The sequence below is a fragment of the Microbacterium sp. LWH10-1.2 genome (assembly GCF_038397765.1).
Taxonomy (GTDB): Bacteria; Actinomycetota; Actinomycetes; order Actinomycetales; family Microbacteriaceae; genus Microbacterium; species Microbacterium natoriense.
Map to the genome: position 1 here is coordinate 670,834 of NZ_CP151638.1, position 21,958 is coordinate 692,791.

Sequence of the window (21,958 nt, forward strand, 5' to 3'; positions counted from 1 at the left end):
GTGCGATCCTCGCATCACCAAGGGTCGATCGGCAACCGATTCCGCAGGAGAAATTCAGAAAATCTGCGAAATCGCGGGTTCAGGCCTCGATCGGGCCCAGCCACGCGCTCGCCGCCGTGGCGTGCGCGGACTCGGGGTCGGAGGGATGGAACGCCCCGGCGAGCACGTCGCGGTAGAGCCGCGACAGCTCGTTGGAGGAGAAGTACGATCCGCCGCCCGCCGTGAGCATCGCCTGGTCGACGACGTGCTTGGCGGTGGTGATCGCACGATGCTTCACACCGGACAGCAGCGAGAACCAGCGGGCGCCGTGGTCTGCGCTCTCGTCGACGTCGCGCGCGAGCGCGGCGATCTGCGGCGGCAGCGCATCGTAGGAGAGGGCCATGTCGGCGATCCGCCAGCGGATGTCCGGGTCCTGCGCGTAGGCGAGGCCGGTCCTCTTCGAGGTGCGCTTCTGCGCGGTCAGCACCGCGAGGTCGAGGGCGCGGCGCGCGATGCCCGTGTACACCGAGGCGAGCAGGATCTCGAACACCGAGAAGATGCCGAACACGATCGGATCGGGCGTGGGCCCCGGGTCGATGCGGCGGACCACGTGCGCGGCATCCGCCACCGCGCCCTTCAGCCGGGTGGTGCGCGACTGGGTCGCACGCATGCCCAGGGTGTCCCAGTCGTCTCCGGTCTCGACGGCCGCCGTGCGATCCACGAAGGCGAACACGAGCTTCGGGGCGTCGTCGCTCGTGGTGTCGAGCCCGTGCAGTCCGAGCTTCGTCCAGACCGGGGCCAGGGAGGTGAAGATCTTCGTCCCCGTGAAGGAGTAGCCGCCGTCTCCTGTCGGCTCGGCGGCGGTGTCGCTGCCGAACAGCACGAGGTCGTTGCCGCCCTCGCTGATGCCGAACGCGAACACCTCCCCGGCGACGGCGCCGTCCTGCACGAACTCGAGGCCAGGCACCCCACGGTCGGAGAAGACCTTCGCGACGCCCGTCCAGACGAGATGCATGTTGATCGCCAGCGCGGTCGCCGGGGCCGCACCGGCGAGCCGCTGCTGCAGGAGCGCGGCCTCGGCGAGACTCAGCCCCGCGCCCCCGCGCTCGGCAGGCACGAGGATCGAGAGGTAGCCGGCATCCCGCAGTTCGTCGAGGTCCTGCTGGGGGAAGGTGTTCTCGCGGTCGTGGATCGGTGCGCGCTCGCGGATGCGCTCCAGGAGGTCGTCCGGCAGGTACGCGGCGGGATCGAATTCGCTCATGACAGGGCCTCCAACAGATGACGCACGGACTCCTCCGGCTTGTCGCGGTGCAGCGAGTGGCCGGCTCCCTCGACCACGCTCATCGTGAGACGCGGATTGGATGCGATGATCTCTGCGGCCGAGTCTCCGCGGAACAGGCTGAAGACGGTCGGATCCGCGGCGATCACGTGCGTGGGGACGGACAGCTGCGCAGCCTCTGGGCGGACATCCCACGGCCGGTTCTGGACGCTCGTCTGCTCGACCGCCCAGCGGCTGGCGCGGTGCACGGCGTCCACCTTCAGCTCGACGTCCTGCGGGTGCCAGTGCGGATGCTCGTCGCGCACGGCGTCGATGCGGTTGTCGGCGAACGCGCGCTTCTGGCTCTTGCGGATGACGTTCGCATCGCGTCCGTCGAGCACGATGGCAGGGTCGATGAGGACGAGTCGGAGCGTCCATCCGGGAGAGGACGCCGCGGCCACCGTGCTGGAGGCGCCGCCGAGGGAGTGGCCGATCACGGCATCCCAGGCCCCGTCGCCCTCGGGGCGGGTCGCCGCGAGATCGGCGGCGTACGCCGCGATCGTGTAGTCGAGGGAGCGGGGTGCGTCTCCATGGCCGCGCAGGTCGACGGCGGTGGCGTGCCATCCGGCCCCGGCCAGGGCGTCACCCAGACGCCACATGAGAGCGGCCGAGGAGCCGAGGCCGTGCACGAGGAGCGCTCGTCTGGAGGACGCGGGATCTCCCCAGGAGATGCGAGGGAGGGTGAGCGGCGCGAGCATGAGCCCAGCTTACGATCCGCTCAGGACGGGGTGACGGCGAGCGGCTCCGTGTCGGGGCGAGGGCTCGCGTCGCGGCCGCGCAGGTCGGGGAAGGCTCGGACGAACACGATCGACACCACCAGCCCGACCGCGGCGAACAGCGTGGCCGCGAGGTACGCGCCGCGCCAGTCGGTGACGTCGACGAGGAAGCCGGCGACCGCGGAGCCCGCAGCCGCGCCGATGAGTTGACCGGTGCCCGCCCAGCCGAACGCCTCGGCGGTCTCGCTGAACTTCACGCTCGCCGAGGTGATCGCGAAGAGCATCGCGAGGGCGGGGGCGATGCCGATCCCCGCGAGGATCAGGGTGCCGCCGAGCCAGAACACGTTCAGCATCACCATCGTCAGCGCGAGGCCGACCGTGACGATCAGCAGTCGCCTGGCCATCGCCCAGGGGCCGATGGGGAGGTGGCCGAACGCGAGTCCGCCGGCCAGGCTGCCCGCGGAGAACACCGCGAGGACGAGCCCCGCCTCCAGGCTTCCGTGCTCGAAGGTGGCGACGACGCCGACCTCGACCGCGGCGCACGCGCCGATCAGGAGGAAGCCGATCACGGTCGCCAGCATCACCGGAGGCTTGAGCACGACCGTGCCGAGGGGGTTGCGGCTGCGCGGGATGCGGACGCGGCCGACCTCGGGGGAGAGGATGAACCACGAGCCGCCGCCGACCAGCACGATCGCCACGAGCAGCAGGCCCTCCACCGTGCCGATCTGCGTGGACACGAGGGTGATCACCACCGGAGCGAGGATCCAGATGATCTCCTGCAGGGAGGCGTCGAGGGAGAAGAGCGGCGTCAGCTGGGACGAGTTCACCAGCTTGGGGTAGATCGTCCGCACCGCTGCCTGGATCGGCGGGGTGGAGAGCCCGGCGATCAGACCGAGGATCATGTATCCCGGCAGGGTGAGAGGCAGCAGGGCGAGACCCAGGACGGCGACGACGCACACGCTGAGCGTGAGCGTGAGCACGCGCCGCATGCCCCAGACACCCATCCACCGGCTCGTGATCGGACCGGCGACGGCCTGACCGACGCTGGTCGCCGCGAGCACGAGACCGGCGGCGCCGTACGAGCCGGTCTGCTGCTCGACGTGCAGCAGGATCGCGAGGGAGCTCATCCCGTTCGGGAAGCGCGCGGTCAGCTGAGCAGCGATCATGCGCGCCACTCCCGGCGTGCGAAGAAGATCCCGATATCCCGCCACGGGTCAACGCTACCGGGCGGCGGGGACACGGAGGAACCCGCGTGTGCGGTCGCGCACGGCGCTTGCCTCCCGGTGAACGGCTGATCGCGTCCTCTTGCTCACTCGCGGGCATGCGCGCGAACGTGGACCGCGGACCCGGCACCCGGTCGGGTCGCCGAGGAGGACCCGATGACCGAGGTGCTGAGAGCCCGACGAGGAGCTGTTCCGGCCGAGGCGACGGCCGGATTCTCCTCCTTCCGCGCCGACGAGGCGGAGGCGCTGTGGGGCGCGCTGCGTCGCCACACCCTCGAGCTGAGCTGCGGAGACGGCGACCGGGACGCCCGCCGCGCGGCCGTGGGGGAGGTGCTCGACGTCTGGTTGGACGACGTGCTCGCCGTCGAGGAGCCCGGTGATGAGGACTCGTCCTGCACGGTGCGGCTGCCGAGCGACGACACCGACCTCGTCCTCGCCCTGCTGACGAGGGGCTTCGCTCCCGTCACGATCGACGCGGTCCGCAGGCTGTCCTCCTCCGGCCGATCGGATGCCGCGCACGGACTCGCCGACGCGCACGGACTCGGAGACGGGGCGCTGCTGCGTGCGGCCTCGGCATCCGACACCCCGGCGCTCGCCGCCTTCGACGCCCTTCTCCTCTCCCATGAGGCCGACTTCGGCGCCGTGTTCCGCAGGCCGGGGGCGGAGCAGCTGCTTCTGGCGTCGATGACGGATCGGCTGCGGTCCTGGCCGGACTGGACGTGGTTGATCGAGCAGGACGGCGCGGCGCTCGGCTACGTGCATGCCTTCCCCGAGGCGGAGACCCCCGGCTCTCCGCCTCGCGCCTACCTCGACGCCATGTACCTCGCCCCGGATGCGCGCGGCGCCGGACTCGGCCGGAGGGTGATCGACGCCGTCCACGGCATCCTCGCGGGGGAGGGGACGGGCTCCGTGCGGCTCGACTACTCGGTGGCGAATCCGCAGTCGGGGCCGTTCTGGTCGCGCCTCGGCTACCGGCCCGTCACGACCACCTGGCAGCGTCGTCCGTCGGTGCGCTGAGGTCCGTGTCGCGGACACGCCGCGACACGCCGGGACGCAGTTTCCACAGAAAATCGAATGTCGGATGCCGCGCGTAGCGTGCCCCCTGTGGATGGATCCGAGCGGGGCTCTCCGGAGCCGCGAGATTACGCGTTTCGACGCCCGGTTCGACACCCTCGGGGCTGTGGAAGAAACGGTGGAGAACCTGTGTTGTATCGGTGGAGAACGGTGGAAAACTACACGGATGTAACTACTACCCCTTGTGGTCGCCTCCAATGTCCGTCCCTATATGTAGTATTGAACTCCCGGCGGGGGTCTGCCGGATAAACCAGAGATTTGAGGGGATTCACGATGTCGATCACGGTCTACACGAAGCCTTCCTGCGTTCAGTGCAACGCCACCTATCGTGCGCTGGATGCCAAGGGCATCGAGTACGAGATCCACGACCTGTCGGAGGACCCGGCGGCGCTCGAGCAGGTCAAGTCGCTCGGCTACATGCAGGCGCCGGTCGTCGTGACCGATGAGGACCACTGGTCGGGCTTCCGTCCCGACAAGATCGACGAGCTCGCGTCCCGTCTGGCCTGATCACCCATGAGCGCCGTCGCGACCGCTGCGCCGCTCCTGGTCTACTTCTCCAGCGTGTCGGGCAACACCGCACGCTTCGTCGAGAAGCTCGGGCTTCCGGCCCGTCGTATTCCGCTTCGACCGCAGGAAGAACCGCTCGTCATCGACGAGCCGTTCGTGCTCATCACCCCCACCTATGGCGGGGGTGAGGGGCGCGGCGTCGAGCGCGGAGCCGTGCCCAAGCAGGTGATCCGGTTCCTCAACGACGAGAACAACCGGCGTCACATCCGCGGAGTCATCTCCGCGGGCAACACCAACTTCGGCGAGTCCTTCTGCCTCGCCGGCGAAATCATCAGCCGCAAGTGCCACGTGCCTCACTTGTACCGGCTCGAAATCTTCGGCACACAGGACGATGTCGATCGGGTGACCGACGGATTGGAGCGACGGTGGGTACCACAGTTGACGAGCAGGACGCAGTGACCGAGACAGTGGCGTTCAAGGCCAACCCCAACTATGAGGGCCTCGACTATCACGCGCTCAACGCGATGCTGAACCTGTACGACGCGGACGGCAAGATCCAGTTCGACGCCGACAAGCGCGCGGCGCGGGAGTACTTCCTGCAGCACGTCAACCAGAACACGGTGTTCTTCCACTCGCTCAAGGAGCGGCTCGACTACCTCGTCGAGAAGGAGTACTACGAGCCCGCCGTGATCGAGCAGTACTCGATGGAGTTCATCCAGAAGCTCAACGATCTCGCGTACGGCAAGAAGTTCCGCTTCGAGACGTTCCTCGGGGCCTTCAAGTACTACACGAGCTACACGCTCAAGACGTTCGACGGCAAGCGCTACCTCGAGCGCTTCGAGGACCGCGTCGTGATGACCGCCCTCGGTCTCGCCGACGGCGACGAGAAGCTCGCCGTCGCGCTGGTCGAGGAGATCATCTCCGGCCGCTTCCAGCCGGCGACCCCGACGTTCCTCAACGCGGGCAAGGCCCAGCGCGGCGAGCTCGTCAGCTGCTTCCTCCTGCGCATCGAAGACAACATGGAGTCGATCGCCCGCGGCATCAACTCCGCCCTCCAGCTCTCCAAGCGCGGCGGCGGAGTGGCGCTGCTGCTCTCGAACATCCGCGAGGCGGGTGCGCCGATCAAGCAGATCGAGAACCAGTCCTCCGGCATCATCCCCGTGATGAAGCTGCTCGAAGACTCCTTCAGCTACGCCAACCAGCTCGGCGCCCGTCAGGGCGCCGGCGCGGTGTACCTCAACGCGCACCACCCCGACATCATGCGGTTCCTCGACACCAAGCGCGAGAACGCCGACGAGAAGATCCGCATCAAGACGCTGTCGCTCGGCGTCGTCGTGCCCGACATCACGTTCGAGCTCGCGAAGAACGGCGAGGACATGTACCTCTTCTCGCCGTACGACGTCGAGAAGGTCTACGGGGTGCCGTTCGGCGACATCTCCGTCACCGAGAAGTACCGCGAGATGGTCGACGACCCCCGCATCAAGAAGACGAAGATCAACGCGCGCGAGTTCTTCCAGACGATCGCCGAGATCCAGTTCGAGTCGGGCTACCCGTACATCATGTTCGAGGACACGGTGAACAAGGCCAACCCGATCAAGGGCCGCATCAACATGTCCAACCTCTGCAGCGAGATCCTGCAGGTGAACACGCCGACCACGTACAACGACGACCTGTCGTACGACCAGATCGGCAAGGACATCTCCTGCAACCTCGGCTCGATGAACATCGCGCTGTCGATGGATGCCGATGACCTCGGCCAGACGGTCGAGACGGCGATCCGCGCGCTGAGCGCGGTCAGCGACCAGAGCCACATCCGCTCCGTGCGCTCGATCGAGGACGGCAACGACCGCTCCCACGCGATCGGCCTCGGCCAGATGAACCTGCACGGCTACCTCGCTCGCGAGCACGTGTACTACGGCTCCGAAGAAGGCATCGACTTCACGAACATCTACTTCTACACGGTGCTGTTCCACGCGCTGCGCGCCTCGAACAACCTCGCGATCGAGCGCAAGCAGGCGTTCGACGGGTTCGAGGACTCGACCTACGCGTCGGGGGAGTTCTTCGACAAGTACATCGATCAGGCGTGGGTGCCGGCGACCGAGAAGGTCAAGGAGCTCTTCGCGGGCAAGCACATCCCGACGCAGGAGGACTGGGTCGCGCTCAAGGCGTCGATCCAGGAGCACGGCATCTACAACCAGAACCTGCAGGCCGTGCCGCCGACCGGCTCGATCTCGTACATCAACAACTCGACGTCGTCGATCCACCCGATCGCGTCGAAGATCGAGATCCGCAAGGAAGGCAAGCTCGGTCGCGTCTACTACCCGGCTGCGTTCATGACGAACGACAACCTGGAGTACTACCAGGACGCGTACGAGATCGGCTACGAGAAGGTCATCGACACGTACGCCGCCGCCACGCAGCACGTCGACCAGGGCCTGTCGCTGACGCTGTTCTTCAAGGACACCGCCACCACGCGCGACATCAACAAGGCGCAGATCTACGCATGGCGCAAGGGCATCAAGACGATCTACTACATCCGTCTGCGTCAGATGGCGCTCGAGGGCACCGACATGACCGAGTGCGTCTCCTGCATGCTCTGACCTGTCCCTGAACCCGAGAAACGACGAGAAGATGACTCCCCACACCCCGATCAAGCTGGTCGACAGCGTGCAGGCGATCAACTGGAACCGCATCATCGACGACAAGGACCTCGAGGTCTGGAACCGTCTGGTGAACAACTTCTGGCTGCCGGAGAAGGTGCCGCTGTCGAACGACATCCAGTCGTGGAACACGCTGACCGCTGACGAGCAGCTGCTCACGATGCGCGTGTTCACCGGCCTGACGCTGCTCGACACGATCCAGGGCACCGTCGGCGCCGTGTCGCTGATCCCCGATGCGATCACTCCGCACGAGGAGGCGGTGTACACCAACATCGCGTTCATGGAGTCGGTGCACGCGAAGAGCTACTCCTCGATCTTCTCGACGCTCGCGTCGACCAAGGAGATCGACGAGGCGTTCCGCTGGTCGACCGAGAATCCGAACCTTCAGAAGAAGGCTCAGATCATCATGGACTACTACCAGGGCGACGACCCGCTGAAGCGCAAGGTCGCCTCGACGCTGCTCGAGTCGTTCCTGTTCTACTCGGGCTTCTACCTGCCGATCTACTGGTCGTCGAAGGCGAAGCTGACGAACACGGCAGACCTGATCCGCCTCATCATCCGTGATGAAGCCGTGCACGGGTACTACATCGGCTACAAGTTCCAGAAGGGGCTCGAGAACGAGACCGAGGAGCGCCGTCAGGAGCTGAAGGACTACACCTTCAACCTCCTGTTCGAGCTCTACGACAACGAGGTGCAGTACACGCAGGACCTCTACGACGGCGTCGGCCTCACCGAAGACGTCAAGAAGTTCCTGCACTACAACGCCAACAAGGCGCTGATGAACCTCGGGTACGAGGCGATGTTCCCGTCGACGGTCACGAACGTGAACCCGGCGATCCTGTCGGCGCTCTCGCCGAACGCCGACGAGAACCACGACTTCTTCTCCGGTTCGGGTTCGTCCTACGTCATCGGCAAGGCCGAGGCCACGGAAGACGACGACTGGGACTTCTAGACGGAGTCAGTCGGTCGCAGACTCTGTGACGACGGAAGGCCCCAGGGTGTTCGCTCGAGCTGAGCGAACACCCTGGGGCCTTCGTCGTGTCCGCCGTGTTCTGCGTCAGCGGGCGCGTCCGCTCGCCCCCCAGCGGTGGTGCATCCCGGTCAGGAGCGCATCGAGGCCGATCGTGAACAGCAGGTCGCGCGGGCGCAGGTCGCGTTCGGCCACCGTGGCGGCGAACGCCGTCGCCGTGCGCGCCAGCACAGGAGAGCGGCCCGGATCCTTGGGCTGGTACACGTCATCCGGGGACTCCGAGTCGGCGGTGGCGCCGAAGATGTAGGTCTCCAGGATGCTCATCGCGGTGATGATGCTCTCGTCCGGCCACCCCGCCTCGGTGAACCCGGTCACCACGCGCTGATACATCAGCGCTGTGTAGGGCGTATGAGCCAGAGGGACCGCGACGATGAGCGGCACCAGCTCCGGACGTGCGCGAAGACTCTCCAGATAGCTCCAGGCCCAGCGGGAGAGCGCCTCGCGAAGGGGGACGACGCCGAAGCCCGTCGTGTCCACGGTGGCGGCGAAGCGCTCCTGCAGCAGCGCCAGCACGTCGTCTCGGGAGGAGACGTGGTTGTAGAGGGCGCTGGGAGTCACCCCCAGTCGTCGCGCGAGCGCACGCATCGTGAGTCCGCGGATCCCCGCGGCGCGGATCTCGGCGAACGCCGCCTCGGCGATCAGGTCGCGATCGAGCACGCGCTCGCGGGGCCTTCCCGGCGCGCGCCGGACGGACGGCGCAGCGGCGGCACGCGATGTCGACATGGGCCCTCATTAATGAACGATCGGAAGTGGACTCGAGCTGATTCTATGCACTCCTGGGCCCGATAAATGTACGTTCCCGGTGATCTCATGGAGCGTGATGCGACCGCTTGCCTAGGCTCGGAGGGCCATCAGCGCTGATTCGGCTCGGTACTCCGGCCACGCTGTGAGCGGGTCCGCCCTGCGCGGTCCGGAGCGAGAGGAAGACCATGACGGGTGCACGATCCACTGCCGGAGACGTGAACGAAACGGAGGTCCTCGACCGTGACGTCGTGGTGATCGGTGCGGGCATATCCGGTCTCGTCACCGCGCGCCGCCTGACTCAGGCCGGGCATTCGGTCGCCGTGCTGGAGGCCAGGGATCGCGTGGGCGGACGCACCTGGTCTCAGACGATCGACGGCTCGTTCTTCGAGATCGGCGGGCAGTGGATCTCGGTCGAGCAGACTGCGCTGAAGGACCTGCTCGCCGAGCTGGGCAAGGAGACCTTCCACCGGTACCGAGAGGGCGACTCCGTCTTCGTGACCCCCGACGGGGTGCGCCACGAATTCGACGGGGATTTCCCGGTCGCTCCGGCCACGCTGGCCGAGATCGGGCGTCTGGTCGAGGGGCTGGACGAGCTGGCGGCGCAGATGGACGTGAGCGCGCCGTGGGCGCACCCTCGGGCGGCGGAGCTGGATCGGATCTCGTTCGCCACCTGGCTCTCCGAGCATTCCGGCGACCCTCAGGCCCGTCGCATCGTGGAGCACTACATCGCCGCCGGCATGCTCACCAAGCCTGCTCATGCCTTCTCCGTGCTGCAGGCGCTGCTGATGATCGCCTCGGCGGAGAACTTCGGAAACCTCATCGACGAGGATCTGCTGCTGGACGAGCGCGTGGTCGGAGGCATGCAGTCGGTCTCGGAGCAGATCGCCGCCGAACTGGGCGCGGACGTCGTGCGTGTGAACGCCCCCGTGCGCTCGCTGCACTGGAGTGCGGACGGCGACGGCGCACCCGGCGAGGTGCTCGCCGTCAGCGACGGACTGCGGGTGCGGGCGCGCTTCGCGGTCGTGGCGGTCCCGCCGAACCTGTACTCGCGCATCGACTACGTGCCGGAGCTGCCGAGGGAGAGGCAGATCGCTCATCAGCACGTGTCGATGGGTCTCGTGATCAAGGTGCAGGCCGCCTACGATCGTCCCTTCTGGCGCGATCGAGGTCTCAGCGGGACCGGCTTCGCCTCCCACGAGCTCGTCTGCGAGGTCTACGACAACAGCTCTCCGCACGAGAGCAGAGGAATGCTCGTCGGATTCATCGCGGGGGAGGCCGCGGACCGCGCCTGGGCGCTCCCTGAGGAGGAACGTCGCCGCGCGATCCTGAACTCGTTCGCCGCGTACTTCGGCGAGCAGGCGACGCAGCCCGTGGCCTACTACGTCTCCGACTGGGGGAGCGAGCAGTGGACCCGCGGAGCATTCGCCACGAGCTACGATCTGGGCGGTCTCAGCCGTTGGGGCCGCCAGCAGAACCAGCCGGTCGGGCCGATGTTCTTCGCGAGCAGCGACATCCAGGGCAGCGGATACCAGCACGTCGACGGCGGTGTACGGATCGGCACGGACACGGCAGCGCGGATCGTGGAGGCTCTTTCCGAACGCGTGTGACCTCGACGCGACAGGACGAAGGGCAGTGCCGATCGGCACCGCCCTTCGTCGTTCCTCCGCAGCGGGTCAGCCCCCGACCGGACGTCCGTCCTCGCGACGCGGCACCGACAGCGGGTTGCCGTCGCGCAGCTCCGCCGGGAGCACGCTCTGCGGGGCGTCCTGGTACGCGATCGGAGTGAGGAATCGTCGGATCGCCGTCGCCCCGACCGAGGTGTGCACGGACGCCGTGGATGCCGGCCAGGGGCCGCCGTGGTGCTGGCTCCACGCGATCGCGACGCCGGTCGGCCAGCCGTTGTAGAGCACGCGCCCGGCGATCCGTGACAGCGCCGTCGTCGCCGCCGAGACGAGAGCGTCATCGTCGTCGTCCGGTGCGTACCAGACCGTGCCGGTCAGGCTCCCCTCGAGCACGGCCAGGGCGGCGTCGAGCTGTGCGGGGGAGTCGTACCGCACCAGCAGGGTGAGCGGACCGAAGTGCTCCTGCTGGAACCTCTCCGGCTCTGCGAGGAAGGCGTCGGCGCCGATCGCGGCGACCACGGGCGCGGCCTCCCCGTCCACGGGCGGCGCCTGCGCGAGAACCTCCACGTCGGCTTCCGCCTCGAGCTCCGCCGCGCCCTCCCCGAACGCGGAGGAGATCCCGCTGGTGAGCAACCGCTGCCCGGCTGATTCGGCGACGGCTGCGGTCAGCGCCTCGTCGAACTCGGCGCTCGGCGGCACGAACACCAGCCCCGGCTTGGTGCAGTACTGCCCGCCGTCGCGCGTGAACGAGCCGGCCAGGCCGGCCGCGATGCCGGCGCCGGATGCCGCGACCGCCCGCGGCGTGATCACGACAGGGTTCACCGAGCCGAGCTCGCCGTAGAACGGGATCGGCGCGGGGCGCGCGGAGGCGAGGTCGAACAGCGCGCGCCCTCCGCGGGTGGATCCGGTGAATCCGACGGCGGCGATGAGCGGATGCTGGACGAGTGCGGCTCCTGCGCTGACGCCCTCCACGAGCGTCAGCGCGTCTGCGGGGCCGTTCGCGGCGACGAGCGCCTCGCGGGCGATCTCGGCCACCCGGCGGGACAACCCGGGGTGGCCGGGGTGAGCCTTCACGACGACGGGGCACCCCGCGGCCATCGCCGAGGCGGTGTCGTTCCCGAGCACGGAGAACGCGAACGGGAAGTTCGACGCGGCGAACACCGCGACCACCCCGAGCGGCCGCAGGATGCGGCGCAGGTCGGGCCGAGGCGGGATCAGCGCGGGATCAGGGCTGTCCAGCGTGGCCTCCAGGTAGGAGCCCTCGCTGATCACGTCGGCGAAGAAGCGCAACTGGGTGGCGGTGCGCACGATTTCTCCGCCGAGTCTCGCGAGGCTCAGATGGGTCTCGACGTGGGCGAGCGCGATCAGCTCGTCGGCGTGCGCGGTGAGCGCATCGGCGATCGCGCGCAGCCAGACCGCGCGATCGGCGCGCGAGGACTCGGCGAGGCCGGAACGGGCGGCGGCGAGGACGGCACGCTCCATGGCATCGTGCGCACTCATGTCAGAACGCGCTCAGGCCGGTCAGGGCGCGTCCGATGACGAGCTGGTGGATCTCGTCGGTGCCCTCGTAGGTGCGCACGGACTCGAGGTTGGCGGCATGCCGCATCACCGGGAACTCGTTCGTGATCCCGTCTCCCGCGAGGATCGTGCGGGCCTGGTGCGCGATCTTCAGCGCCTCACGCACGCTGTTCAGCTTGCCGACGGAGATCTGCGCCGCGGTCAGAGCGCCGCGCTCCTTCAGCCTGCCGAGGTGCAGCGCGAGGAGCGTGCCCTTCTCGACCTCAAGCAGCATGTCGGCGAGCTTGGCCTGGGTGAGCTGGTTCGCGCCGATCGGCTTGCCGAACACCTCGCGGGAGATCGATCGCCCGAGCGCCGCCTCCAGGCAGCTGCGGGCGGCGCCCATGGCGCCCCAGATGATCCCGTACCGCGCTTCGTTCAGGCACCCGAACGGCCCGGAGAGCCCTTCGGCGCCGGGGAGGATCGCGTCGCTCGGCAGTCGCACGCCGTCGAGCGTGACATCGCACTGCACGGATGCGCGCATCGACAGCTTTCCCGCGATCGGCGTCGCCGTGAAGCCGGGCGTGCTCGTCGGAACCAGGAAGCCGCGCACCGCGCGTCCCCCTTCGCCGTACGCGGGGTCGTCGACGCGTGCCCAGACGATCGCGACGTCGGCGAGCGACGCCAGTCCGATCCAGCGCTTGGCGCCGTCGATCACCCAGCCGTCGCCGTCGCGCCGAGCGGTGGTGGTCATCGCTGCGGGGTCGCTCCCGCCCTGCGGTTCGGTGAGGGCGAAGCATCCGACGGCCTCACCCGTCGCCATCCGCGGCAGCCACTGCTGCTTCTGCTCTTCGGAGCCGTACTTGGCGATCGCGCTCATCGCCAGCGAGCCCTGGACCGATACGAAGGTGCGCCAGCCGCTGTCTGCGGCCTCCAGCTCCAGGCACACCAGACCGTATGACACGGCGCCGGCGCCCGCGCATCCGAATCCGCTGATGTGCATGCCGAGGAAGCCCTGTGCTCCGAGCTCGGGGATCAGCTCTCGGCGGAAGTGCGCGTCCTCGAAGTCCTGCTCGATGACCGGCTGGATGCGCTCCTGCGCGAACGCTCGCGCTCGCTGCTGCCAGTCGCGTTCTTCGTCGGTGAGCAGCGCGTCGAAGTCGAACACGGTGTCGATGCGGGGGGCGTGTGTCATGGGAGTTCCTCTCCGGTGAGCCATGCGGCGGGGTGCGCGTCGTTCAGTTCAGGGGGCGCGGTGCGGTAGTCCGCGGGGGTCTCGCTCAGACCGATCGGACTCGCGATCGTGCGCGATGCGCCGAGCTCGACGACCGGGTCCAGCCCGAGCCGTTCGGCGAAGGCGATGGCCTCGGCCACGTCGTTCACGAGGCCGGCGGGGATGCCCGCGGCGCTCAGGTGCGCGACCCACTCCGTCGCCGGGGCGGTCGCCAGGCGATTCTCGAGGATGGCGGTGAGCTCGTCGCGGTGCGCGACGCGGTCGGCGTTGCTCGCGAAGCGCGGATCCGTCGGGAGATCCGGCAGGCCGAGCGCCGCGGACAGCGCGCGGAGCTGCTTGTCGTTGCCGACGGCGATCACGAGGTCGCGATCGGCGGCGCGGAACAGCGCGTACGGCGCGATCGACGGATGCTCGTTGCCGAGGCGCCGTGGGGGCGTGCCGGTGGCGAGGGTGGAGGCGGCCTGGTTGGTCAGAGCCGACAGCAGGCTGTGCAGGAGGTCGACCTGGATCCGCTGTCCGACCCCGCTGCGGTCGCGCTCGCGGAGGGCGAGGAGGATCCCCGCGACAGCGTTCTGCCCGCACAGCACATCGACCAGAGCGACACCGGCCTTGGCCGCGGGCCCGTCGGGGTCTCCGGTGATCGACATCAGCCCTCCCACGGCCTGCACGAGCAGGTCGTAGCCGGCCAGGGTGGCGCCGGCCCCGTCGCCGAACCCCGTGATCGAGCAGTAGACGACAGCCGGATTGACCGCGCGCACGGCGTCGTGGTCCAGGCCGAAACGCGCCATCACGCCTGGACGGAAGTTCTCGACGACGACATCGGCGGATGCCGCCAGCCGCAGTGCACGCGCGCGATCGGTCTCGTCGGTCAGGTCGAGCGCGACAGACCGCTTGTTGCGGTTCACGCTGCCGAAGTAGGTGGCCATCCCGTTCTCGTCGATCGGAGGCAGCCAGTGCCGGGTGTCGTCGCCGAGCGGCGGCTCGATCTTCAGGACGTCGGCGCCGAAGTCGGCCAGAGTCATCGTGGCGTAGGGGCCGGCCAGCACCCGGGAGAAGTCCGCGACGCGCACGCCGTCGAGGACTCCGTGTCGTCCGGAGCGCGCTGAATCGGTCATCGTCATCCGCCTTCGCATGTCGGGTGCAGCGTGCAACCGGTATTGATCCTATATGGAATCTTTCAAAGCACTCAAGCGTTCGGCGAGGCCGGGCTCGACTATCGTGAGGACATGCCCTCGAACCTTGGACCCGGCGTGAAGGCGGCCGTGTTCGCTCAGCTCACCGACGCCGGTCGCGCAGAGCAGGTGGCGCAGCGGCTCGCCGACGGCATCGCGCTCGGTGTGCTGCAGCCCGGTGAGCGGCTGCCCAGCGAGCCGGAGCTGGTGCGCCGCTTCGGCGTGGCGCTCATCACGGTGCGCGAGGCCCTCGGGATACTCCGCACGGCCGGGGTTCTGGAGACCCGCCGCGGTCGCGGAGGAGGGAGCTTCGTCGTCGGGCAAGGCGGAGACCAGGACGACATGCTCGCTGCCAGAGTGCGGCGTCTGAGTCCGATGGAGCTCGCCGACATCGCCGTGATCTTCGGAGCGCTCGCGTCCGCATCGGCGGCCGCCGCCGCGGGGCGCGCCACCGAGGACGAGGTCGCCAGAGTGACGCGCTGGCTGGATGCGGCGGACTACTCCTCGGCTGCGGCTGCGCGGATGAACCAGGGCGGCTTCCAGCTCGAGCTCGCCGTGCTGAGCCAGTCTCCGCGACTCGTGCGCGAGCAGATCCGTCTCCAGGCGGAGTCGGGTTCCGTGCTGCTGGCGGGTCTCGACGACGAGGCCACGCGGAGCGACGTCAGAGCAGCCGATCGGCGCATCCTCCGTGCGGTCCAGCGGCGGCAGCCGGGGGCTGCGCGCTCTGCGGTGGAAGCGCTCGAGCAGGCGCTCCTCCGGCGCGTGCTGGCCAGCCGCATCGAGGGCGCTCGGCAGGAGGTGAGCGATGGACGCGCGAGCTGACGCCGCGGCGCACGCCGACGACCTCTTCGACGGCGTCGTGGCGACCCTGCACGGCTGGCGGGAGCGCGCAGAGCAGGTGCTGGCCGAGGGGGGAGACCGCCGTGTCGAACTCGATGCCTGCGTGGAGTCTCTGGTGGTGCCGGAGCTGGCGCGCGCGAATCCGCTCCTCGTCGGTGCCGGTGCGATCGCGGACGACGCATCCGAGGGGCCGGGCGGAATGCACTTCGCGTGGTGGCTGGGGCCCCTCAGCACCAACCCGGTGCTTCGCACCACGACAGAGCCCACGCCGCTCGACCTTTCCGCCCGCGGCTACGTCGAGTACGTGCGGGACTTCCGTGATCGCGAGTGGTATCGCGTGCCCGTCGACACCAGGCGGGCCCATGTCACCGGGCCCTATGTCGATCATCTGTGCACCTGCGACTACATCGTGACGGTGACGATGCCGCTGTCGTCGGGGGCGTCGGAATCCGCGACCGTGGTCGGCGTCGTGGGCGCCGACATCGCCGTGAGCACCCTCGAGCGCGAACTCCTTCCCGGTTTCGCCGCTTCTTCCGCCCCGCTGGCGCTGGTCGGAGCGGGTGGCCGGGTGGTGCTCTCCACGGTGCCGGAGATCGTGCCGGGCTCGCGGGCTCGATGGCAGGACGGCGCCGCGCTGGCGTGCCGCAGCGCGCCGTTCGCGGTCGTCATGGACCCGCAGCCGGACCCGGTGCGAGGATGATCAGGGGTCACGCCTCCTCCTGAAACATCCTGTGTAGTATCTTTTTTCAACAGCGTGCGGATCGAGCGCGCGCCCGCATGGATCGAAGGAGCCCCATGACCTACGCAGTGACGAACCCGACGACCGGCGTCATCGAGCGCACGTACGACACCATCGGTGAGGACGCCCTCCAGCAGGCGATCGCGGATGCCGAGCGGGTGCGGCTCACCTGGACCAAGACGTCGACGGTGGCCGAGCGGGCGGCGCTGATGCGCCGCGTGGCCGAGCTGCACGCCGAGCGCGCCCAGGAGCTCGGCGAGATCATCGTCCGCGAGATGGGCAAGCCGATCGAGCAGGCCGTCGGAGAGGTGGAGTTCGCCAGCGCGATCTTCGAGTACTACGCCGACAACGCCGAGTCGCTGCTGGCGGATGAGCAGATCGAGCTCCTCGCCGGAGAGGGGTCGGCCTTCGTGCGACGCTCCGCGCTCGGCGTCCTGCTGGGCATCATGCCGTGGAACTTCCCGTACTACCAGGTCGCGCGTTTCGCGGGCCCGAACCTCGTGATCGGCAACCCGATCCTGCTCAAGCACGCCGAGCAGTGCCCCGAGTCCGCCGCGGCGATCGAGAGGATCTTCCTCGACGCGGGGTACCCGCAGGGGGCGTACGTCAACCTCTACGCCTCGCACGAGCAGATCGAGACGGTCATCGCCGATCCGCGGGTGCAGGGCATCTCACTCACCGGGTCCGAGCGCGCCGGAGCCAAGGTCGCGGAGATCGCGGGACGACACCTGAAGAAGGTCGTGCTCGAGCTCGGCGGATCCGACCCGTTCATCCTGCTCTCCACCGACGATCTCGACGCGACCGTCGAGGCTGCCGTGCTCGCCCGCGTCGACAACAACGGACAGGCGTGCAACGCGGCGAAGCGCTTCATCATCGTCGACGAGCTCTACCAGCCGTTCCTCGACAGGTTCACCGCAGCGATGAACGCTGTCGTCGAGGGCGACCCCGCGCAGGAGGGCACCGCTCTCGGGCCGCTCTCGTCGGCTCGCGCCGCCGAGATCCTCGCCGAGCAGGTCGACCGCGCGGTCGCCCAGGGGGCCACGCTGCACTCGGGCGGCACTCGTCGGGAGAACTACTACCCGGCGACGATCCTGACCGACGTGGCTCCCGGCAGCGACGCGTTCCATGAGGAGTTCTTCGGCCCGGTCGCCCAGGTCTTCCGCGTGGCCGACGAGGCGGCGGCCGTGGAGCTGGCCAACGACACGCCCTTCGGTCTCGGGTCGTACGTCTTCACCACCGACCCCGAGCAGGCACTGCGCGTCGCCGATGGGATCGAGGCCGGCATGGTCTTCGTCAACGTCGTCGGCGCCGACGGAGCCGAGCTGCCGTTCGGCGGCGTCAAGCGCAGCGGTTCCGGCCGTGAGCTCGGCCGCTTCGGGGCCGACGAGTTCGTGAACAAGAAGATGATCCGCATCGGCTGATCGGATCGGATCGGATCGGGTCGCGGGAACGGGTCGCTCGGATGCATCCGTCAAGCCCACTGCGCTCATAGGGAGCGCGGCGAATACTGGGGTGATGTTCGATCAGCTCCCCGACCGTTCCGGTGCGATCGACCTCGTGCGGCTCCTCGCGGTCGCCGCGATCGTCGCTGGGCACGCGTTCACGAAGGACGTCACGCAGGCGTGGCTGTATTCGTGGCACGTGGCCGTGTTCTTCATCCTGACGGGGTACCTCTGGAAACCCGGACGGATGCTGCGCACGGAGGTCTCCCGTCGCGCGCTCAGCCTCGGGCGCCCCTACGTGGCGGCGTTCGCCGTGCTGACCGTGGTGCTGCTGATCGTGAAGCCGGTCGATGCGCTGCACACGATCGCCGGGGGTGTGGAGGGTGGCCGGTTCGCGCAGATGCCCTACGTGACGCTGTGGTTCGTCTCGGCGCTGTTCTTCACCGCCGTCGTGTTCCGGGCGATGGAGCGGCTCCCGTACGCCGTGCAGTGGGGCATCGGCATCGCGGGCGCCCTCGCGGCGTGGGCGTGGAGCGGACCGTTGTCGCGCACGCCCCTGGGCATCGGCTACATCGCCACCTGTCTGCTCTACCTGCTGGTCGGCGATGCGCTGCGTCGGGCGCGGGACCGGATCGCGATGCCGCTGGTCTCCGGCGTGGTGGCCCTGGCCGTCGGCGCCGTGCTCGTCGCGGTCGGCGCGGCGGCGCCGCTGGACATCAAACTCGGCGACGACGGCACACCGGCCGTGTCCGCTCTCGCGTCGAGCGCGATCTCGATCGGCCTGATCCTCGTGGCCGAGAGCGTCGTGCGCCCAGGGCGCTTCTCCCGGGCGTGCACTCTTCTCGCCCTGCCGCTGCTCACCGTGGTCCTGCTGCATCCGCTCGTGCTCTGGCTGGGAGCGCCGCCGTGGGCGCAGTTCGCCCTCGGCATCCTCGTGCCGCTCGCCCTGGGGCTGGTCGCGCTGCGCACCCCGCTCTCCCCGTGGATCACCGGGCAGACCAGGGTGCCGGGTGCACGGGCGATAGGCTCCGCCGTATGACAGACGACGTTCGCAACGTGCACGACGCCCTCGCGGCCATCACCGAGCACTGGCAGCCGCATCGGCTGACCAGCGTGAACGACTACGACGTCAAGGTGGTGAAGCTGCAGGGCGAGTTCGTCTGGCACACCCACCCCGACACCGACGAGCTGTTCATGGTGATCAGCGGCACCCTGACCATCCAGCTCCGCGACGGCGACGTTGTCCTCGGCCCGAACGACGTGTACGTGGTGCCGCGCGGCGTCGAGCACTGCCCGAAGGCCGACGACGAGGTCCACGCCCTCCTGTTCGAGCCGAAGGGCACGGTCAACACCGGGGATGCCGGAGGGGACATGACCTCGGAGCTGCGCGAGCTCCGCTGACCTGACCGGTCCTCCGCACCGCGGCCGGGAACTAGTTCCGGTGCTCCGCGTAGTACTCCAGCAGCGCCTTCGTCGACGGGTCCTGCGCGGCGACGGCATCCGCGTCGCCCTCGATCGCCGGGGCGATCTGCATGGCGAGCTGCTTGCCGAGCTCGACGCCCCACTGGTCGAACGAGTTGATGCCCCAGATCGTGCCCTGCGTGAACGTGATGTGCTCGTAGAGCGCGATGAGCTGGCCGAGCACCTGCGGGGTGAGCGCCGGCGCGAAGATCGACGTCGTCGGCCGGTTGCCGGCGAAGGTGCGGGCGGCCACGAGCGCCCCTGTGGTGCCCTCGGCCTCGACCTCGGCGGCCGTCTTGCCGAACGCGAGCGCCTTGGTCTGCGCGAGGAAGTTCGCCAGGAACAGCGCGTGCACGTCCTGCCCGCCGTCGGTGAGCGGGTAGGCCGGGTTCACGAAGGCGATGAAGTCGGCCGGGATGAGCCGGGTGCCCTGGTGGATCAGCTGGTAGAACGCGTGCTGACCGTTCGTCCCGGGCTCGCCCCAGAAGACCTCTCCGGTGTCGGTGGTGACGGGCGTGCCGTCCCAGCGCACCGACTTGCCGTTGGACTCCATGGTGAGCTGCTGCAGGTACGCGGGGAAGCGGCTGAGCTGCTGCGCGTAGGGGAGCACCGCATGCGACTGCGCGTCGAAGAAGTTCACGTACCAGACGTTCAGGAGCCCCATCAGCACCGGGACGTTGCGCTCCAGGGGAGTGGTGCGCACGTGCTCGTCGACGGCGTGGAAGCCCGCGAGGAGGTCGCGGAACGTGTCGGCTCCGAGGGCGATCGCGAGCGACAGGCCGATGGCGGAGTCGACCGAGTAGCGACCGCCCACCCAGTCCCAGAAGCCGAAGGCGTTCGTCGGGTCGATCCCGAAGGCCGCGACCTTGTCGAGCGCGGTGGAGACCGCGACGAAGTGGTGCGCGACGGCGTCGGTGCGGGACTGCTCGCCGCCGTCGATCGCTCCGGATGCCGTGAGACCGGCCCACAGCCAGTCGCGGGCGAGCCGGGCGTTGGTGAGCGTCTCGAGGGTCGTGAAGGTCTTCGACGCGACGATGAACAGCGTCGTCTCGGGGTCGAGGTCCGACGTCTTCTGCGCGAGGTCGGTCGGGTCGATGTTCGACACGAAACGGGCCTGGATGCCGGCATTCGCATACGGCTTGAGCGCCTCGTAGACCATGACGGGGCCGAGGTCGGAGCCGCCGATGCCGATGTTCACGACGTGCGTCACCCTCTTGCCGGTGATGCCGCGCCAGTCGCCGGAGCGGACGCGGTCAGCGAAGGCCGAGAGCGCGCCGAGCACCTCCTGCACATCGGCATCCACGTCCTGCCCGTCGACGACGAGGGCCGGAGAGGCGTTCGCGGGGCGGCGCAGCGCCGTGTGCAGCACGGCACGGTCCTCGGTGGTGTTGAGATGCGACCCCGAGAGCATGGCGGCGTAGCGCTCGGCGACCCCTGTCTCCTCCGCGAGGCGGAGGAGCGCTGCGAGCACGTCGTCGGTGACGAGGTTCTTCGACAGGTCGACGTGCAGATCGGCGAGGGGGAGCGAGAAGCGCTCCGCACGCGCGGGGTCGGCGGCGAACCAGCCGCGAAGGTCGGGGACGAACCCGCCGCGGAGCGCGGTGAGCTCGGACCAGGCGGACGTGCGGGTCGGGTCAACGGGAGCGGTCATGGGTACATCCTAGGATTGCGAGGATGAGCGAGACGACGGCACCGGCACGGATCGTCGTGCCGCTGTGGCGGCGGATGCTGTTCAACCCCGTGCTCTGGGGGACGGCACTGCTCGCGGCCGCGACCGCGCTGACACTGGGGACGCAGGACATCGACCTCCCGCAGTTCCTCCTCATGCTCGTCGGCGGGTGGTGCTTCGGCCTCGCGTTCGTCAACGCGACCTTCGGGATGCGGCGCAACGGGCTCGTGCTGCACCTCGCCGTCGCGATCGTCCTGGTGGCGACCATGCTCGTCGTCACGGAGTACGGGTCGCGCCTGCTCGACCCGCTCCCCGACACGGTGAAGGGCGTGCTCCTCGTGCTCTGGATGGCGGCGATCCCCGCGACGGGGTGGATCGTGCTGGGTCTTCTGGGCCGGGTGACCGATGCCCTCACCCGGCGCGAGCGCAAGAGGACTCCGGTGCGCGTCCCTCCGGAGTGGGAGCGCGATGAGCGCGGCGACGGCTCGTTCGTGCGGTTCCCGGCGATCGAGATGCGGATGCGCGAGCTGACCCTGTCGATCATCGGGATCACGGTCTTCGTCGGTCTCATCGGTATCGCCCTGCTCATCTCCTTCAGCGACGTCGTGATGCGCTTCCCGCCCCGTCTGGCCATCGTCCTCATGGGGCTGGTGCTCGGGCTTCCCGCCTACCTCGTGCTCACCGCGACGCTCAGGAAGCGCACGAAGGAGTGCACGGTGGCGTTCGGGAACGACGAGATCCGCATCCGGCTCGGCGATTCGGCATCCGTCGTGCGCTTCTCCGAGCTGGAGCACCTGCGCTGGCGCTGCCGCAGCGAGTACGCGCGCATCGAGGTGCGCGGTCCCGGCGTCGACCTGTCGCTGTTCGCCGGTCTGGCCAAGGCGCCTCCCGGGCGCACCGCCGAGCTGCCGGTGCTGCCTCGACGCGTCTTCCGCAGGCTGGAGCTCGCGGGTCTCGTCGTGGCGAAGTCCCGGCGGGACGAGGTCATCACGTTCTCGCGCGCGGTCTGAGCAGCGAACGGGCGGAGGTAT

Annotated in this window: 20 protein-coding genes; 12 read left to right on the top strand and 8 right to left on the bottom strand. The window is 68.9% G+C overall.

Translation table 11 applies throughout. The features are described from left to right. Positions 1–79: 79 nt before the first annotated feature. The 3 genes from MRBLWH10_RS03160 to MRBLWH10_RS03170 are packed head-to-tail and all read right to left on the bottom strand — an operon-like array spanning position 80 to position 3,224. Complete coding sequence (locus MRBLWH10_RS03160) at positions 80–1,240, bottom strand: acyl-CoA dehydrogenase family protein (protein ID WP_341941598.1); 1,161 nt, start codon at positions 1,238–1,240, stop codon at positions 80–82. Then, a complete protein-coding gene (locus tag MRBLWH10_RS03165; protein WP_341941599.1) occupies positions 1,237–1,995 on the bottom strand; it encodes an alpha/beta hydrolase in 759 nt (252 codons plus the stop codon). Before MRBLWH10_RS03165 ends, MRBLWH10_RS03160 begins: the two co-directional genes overlap by 4 nt. Positions 1,996–2,015: 20 nt before the next feature. Then, the gene (locus tag MRBLWH10_RS03170) at positions 2,016–3,224 is read right to left on the bottom strand and encodes an MFS transporter (RefSeq protein WP_223586101.1); all 1,209 of its coding nucleotides are present in this window, start codon (positions 3,222–3,224) and stop codon (positions 2,016–2,018) included. A 168-nt stretch (positions 3,225–3,392) separates the two neighbouring features. On the opposite strand from MRBLWH10_RS03170, the gene MRBLWH10_RS03175 reads away from it, so the two are divergent. From MRBLWH10_RS03175 to nrdF, 5 genes are all read left to right on the top strand, one after another. Then, positions 3,393–4,253 (top strand): GNAT family N-acetyltransferase, encoded by an 861-nt coding sequence (locus MRBLWH10_RS03175; protein WP_341941600.1) that lies wholly within the window; start codon positions 3,393–3,395, stop codon positions 4,251–4,253. Positions 4,254–4,583: 330 nt separating this feature from the next. Beyond that, positions 4,584–4,817 (top strand): glutaredoxin-like protein NrdH, encoded by a 234-nt coding sequence (gene nrdH / locus MRBLWH10_RS03180; protein WP_067118559.1) that lies wholly within the window; start codon positions 4,584–4,586, stop codon positions 4,815–4,817. A 6-nt stretch (positions 4,818–4,823) separates the two neighbouring features. Continuing rightward, on the top strand, positions 4,824–5,276 hold the full coding sequence (nrdI, locus tag MRBLWH10_RS03185) for a class Ib ribonucleoside-diphosphate reductase assembly flavoprotein NrdI (protein ID WP_341941601.1): 453 nt from the start codon (positions 4,824–4,826) through the stop codon (positions 5,274–5,276). Then, positions 5,273–7,417, top strand: coding sequence for a class 1b ribonucleoside-diphosphate reductase subunit alpha (nrdE, locus tag MRBLWH10_RS03190; protein WP_223586103.1), 2,145 nt, complete (start codon positions 5,273–5,275; stop codon positions 7,415–7,417). Before nrdI ends, nrdE begins: the two co-directional genes overlap by 4 nt. Before the next feature lie 31 nt (positions 7,418–7,448). Further along, positions 7,449–8,429, top strand: a complete 981-nt coding sequence (gene nrdF / locus MRBLWH10_RS03195) for a class 1b ribonucleoside-diphosphate reductase subunit beta (protein ID WP_105672337.1) — start codon at positions 7,449–7,451, stop codon at positions 8,427–8,429. 105 nt (positions 8,430–8,534) lie between these two features. On the opposite strand, the gene MRBLWH10_RS03200 is transcribed toward nrdF, so the two are convergent. Continuing rightward, positions 8,535–9,230 (bottom strand): helix-turn-helix domain-containing protein, encoded by a 696-nt coding sequence (locus MRBLWH10_RS03200; RefSeq protein WP_341941602.1) that lies wholly within the window; start codon positions 9,228–9,230, stop codon positions 8,535–8,537. A gap of 236 nt (positions 9,231–9,466) precedes the next feature. Between MRBLWH10_RS03200 and MRBLWH10_RS03205 the strand changes: the two genes are divergently transcribed. After that, the gene (locus MRBLWH10_RS03205) at positions 9,467–10,858 is read left to right on the top strand and encodes an NAD(P)/FAD-dependent oxidoreductase (protein WP_341941603.1); all 1,392 of its coding nucleotides are present in this window, start codon (positions 9,467–9,469) and stop codon (positions 10,856–10,858) included. 66 nt (positions 10,859–10,924) lie between these two features. Here MRBLWH10_RS03205 and MRBLWH10_RS03210 read toward each other — a convergent pair whose 3' ends face one another. Genes MRBLWH10_RS03210 through MRBLWH10_RS03220 form a run of 3 tightly spaced genes read right to left on the bottom strand, consistent with a single transcriptional unit; the run spans position 10,925 to position 14,719 of the window. Beyond that, complete coding sequence (locus MRBLWH10_RS03210; protein WP_341941604.1) at positions 10,925–12,373, bottom strand: aldehyde dehydrogenase (NADP(+)); 1,449 nt, start codon at positions 12,371–12,373, stop codon at positions 10,925–10,927. A gap of 1 nt (position 12,374) precedes the next feature. Then, a complete protein-coding gene (locus tag MRBLWH10_RS03215) occupies positions 12,375–13,565 on the bottom strand; it encodes an acyl-CoA dehydrogenase family protein (protein WP_341941605.1) in 1,191 nt (396 codons plus the stop codon). Then, positions 13,562–14,719 (bottom strand): CoA transferase, encoded by a 1,158-nt coding sequence (locus tag MRBLWH10_RS03220; protein ID WP_341941606.1) that lies wholly within the window; start codon positions 14,717–14,719, stop codon positions 13,562–13,564. The genes MRBLWH10_RS03215 and MRBLWH10_RS03220 overlap by 4 nt, the downstream gene beginning before the upstream one ends. Before the next feature lie 111 nt (positions 14,720–14,830). On the opposite strand from MRBLWH10_RS03220, the gene MRBLWH10_RS03225 reads away from it, so the two are divergent. The 5 genes from MRBLWH10_RS03225 (at position 14,831) to MRBLWH10_RS03245 (ending at position 19,198) form a co-directional block, all read left to right on the top strand. Beyond that, positions 14,831–15,598, top strand: a complete 768-nt coding sequence (locus MRBLWH10_RS03225; protein WP_341941607.1) for a GntR family transcriptional regulator — start codon at positions 14,831–14,833, stop codon at positions 15,596–15,598. Continuing rightward, the gene (locus MRBLWH10_RS03230) at positions 15,582–16,316 is read left to right on the top strand and encodes a cache domain-containing protein (RefSeq protein WP_105672331.1); all 735 of its coding nucleotides are present in this window, start codon (positions 15,582–15,584) and stop codon (positions 16,314–16,316) included. Before MRBLWH10_RS03225 ends, MRBLWH10_RS03230 begins: the two co-directional genes overlap by 17 nt. 95 nt (positions 16,317–16,411) lie before the next feature. Beyond that, positions 16,412–17,776: an NAD-dependent succinate-semialdehyde dehydrogenase gene (locus tag MRBLWH10_RS03235; RefSeq protein ID WP_341941608.1), complete on the top strand. Its 1,365-nt coding sequence runs from the start codon at positions 16,412–16,414 to the stop codon at positions 17,774–17,776. 94 nt (positions 17,777–17,870) lie between these two features. Beyond that, positions 17,871–18,836, top strand: a complete 966-nt coding sequence (locus MRBLWH10_RS03240; protein ID WP_341941609.1) for an acyltransferase — start codon at positions 17,871–17,873, stop codon at positions 18,834–18,836. After that, on the top strand, positions 18,833–19,198 hold the full coding sequence (locus MRBLWH10_RS03245; protein ID WP_105672328.1) for a cupin domain-containing protein: 366 nt from the start codon (positions 18,833–18,835) through the stop codon (positions 19,196–19,198). Before MRBLWH10_RS03240 ends, MRBLWH10_RS03245 begins: the two co-directional genes overlap by 4 nt. Positions 19,199–19,229: 31 nt before the next feature. On the opposite strand, the gene pgi is transcribed toward MRBLWH10_RS03245, so the two are convergent. After that, on the bottom strand, positions 19,230–20,909 hold the full coding sequence (pgi, locus tag MRBLWH10_RS03250) for a glucose-6-phosphate isomerase (protein ID WP_341941610.1): 1,680 nt from the start codon (positions 20,907–20,909) through the stop codon (positions 19,230–19,232). A gap of 23 nt (positions 20,910–20,932) precedes the next feature. Here pgi and MRBLWH10_RS03255 point away from each other — a divergent pair, with 23 nt between their 5' ends. Then, the gene (locus MRBLWH10_RS03255; protein WP_341941611.1) at positions 20,933–21,937 is read left to right on the top strand and encodes a hypothetical protein; all 1,005 of its coding nucleotides are present in this window, start codon (positions 20,933–20,935) and stop codon (positions 21,935–21,937) included. Positions 21,938–21,958: the final 21 nt, after the last annotated feature.

Coding starts and splice junctions, on each gene's coding strand:
- MRBLWH10_RS03160 (WP_341941598.1), bottom strand. CDS start 1,240: ATGAGCGAATTCGATCCCGCCGCGTACCTGCCGGACGACCTCCTGGAG.
- MRBLWH10_RS03165 (WP_341941599.1), bottom strand. CDS start 1,995: ATGCTCGCGCCGCTCACCCTCCCTCGCATCTCCTGGGGAGATCCCGCG.
- MRBLWH10_RS03175 (WP_341941600.1), top strand. CDS start 3,393: ATGACCGAGGTGCTGAGAGCCCGACGAGGAGCTGTTCCGGCCGAGGCG.
- nrdH (WP_067118559.1), top strand. CDS start 4,584: ATGTCGATCACGGTCTACACGAAGCCTTCCTGCGTTCAGTGCAACGCC.
- nrdI (WP_341941601.1), top strand. CDS start 4,824: ATGAGCGCCGTCGCGACCGCTGCGCCGCTCCTGGTCTACTTCTCCAGC.
- nrdF (WP_105672337.1), top strand. CDS start 7,449: ATGACTCCCCACACCCCGATCAAGCTGGTCGACAGCGTGCAGGCGATC.
- MRBLWH10_RS03200 (WP_341941602.1), bottom strand. CDS start 9,230: ATGTCGACATCGCGTGCCGCCGCTGCGCCGTCCGTCCGGCGCGCGCCG.
- MRBLWH10_RS03210 (WP_341941604.1), bottom strand. CDS start 12,373: ATGAGTGCGCACGATGCCATGGAGCGTGCCGTCCTCGCCGCCGCCCGT.
- MRBLWH10_RS03215 (WP_341941605.1), bottom strand. CDS start 13,565: ATGACACACGCCCCCCGCATCGACACCGTGTTCGACTTCGACGCGCTG.
- MRBLWH10_RS03220 (WP_341941606.1), bottom strand. CDS start 14,719: ATGACCGATTCAGCGCGCTCCGGACGACACGGAGTCCTCGACGGCGTG.
- MRBLWH10_RS03225 (WP_341941607.1), top strand. CDS start 14,831: ATGCCCTCGAACCTTGGACCCGGCGTGAAGGCGGCCGTGTTCGCTCAG.
- MRBLWH10_RS03230 (WP_105672331.1), top strand. CDS start 15,582: ATGGACGCGCGAGCTGACGCCGCGGCGCACGCCGACGACCTCTTCGAC.
- MRBLWH10_RS03235 (WP_341941608.1), top strand. CDS start 16,412: ATGACCTACGCAGTGACGAACCCGACGACCGGCGTCATCGAGCGCACG.
- MRBLWH10_RS03240 (WP_341941609.1), top strand. CDS start 17,871: ATGTTCGATCAGCTCCCCGACCGTTCCGGTGCGATCGACCTCGTGCGG.
- MRBLWH10_RS03245 (WP_105672328.1), top strand. CDS start 18,833: ATGACAGACGACGTTCGCAACGTGCACGACGCCCTCGCGGCCATCACC.
- pgi (WP_341941610.1), bottom strand. CDS start 20,909: ATGACCGCTCCCGTTGACCCGACCCGCACGTCCGCCTGGTCCGAGCTC.
- MRBLWH10_RS03255 (WP_341941611.1), top strand. CDS start 20,933: ATGAGCGAGACGACGGCACCGGCACGGATCGTCGTGCCGCTGTGGCGG.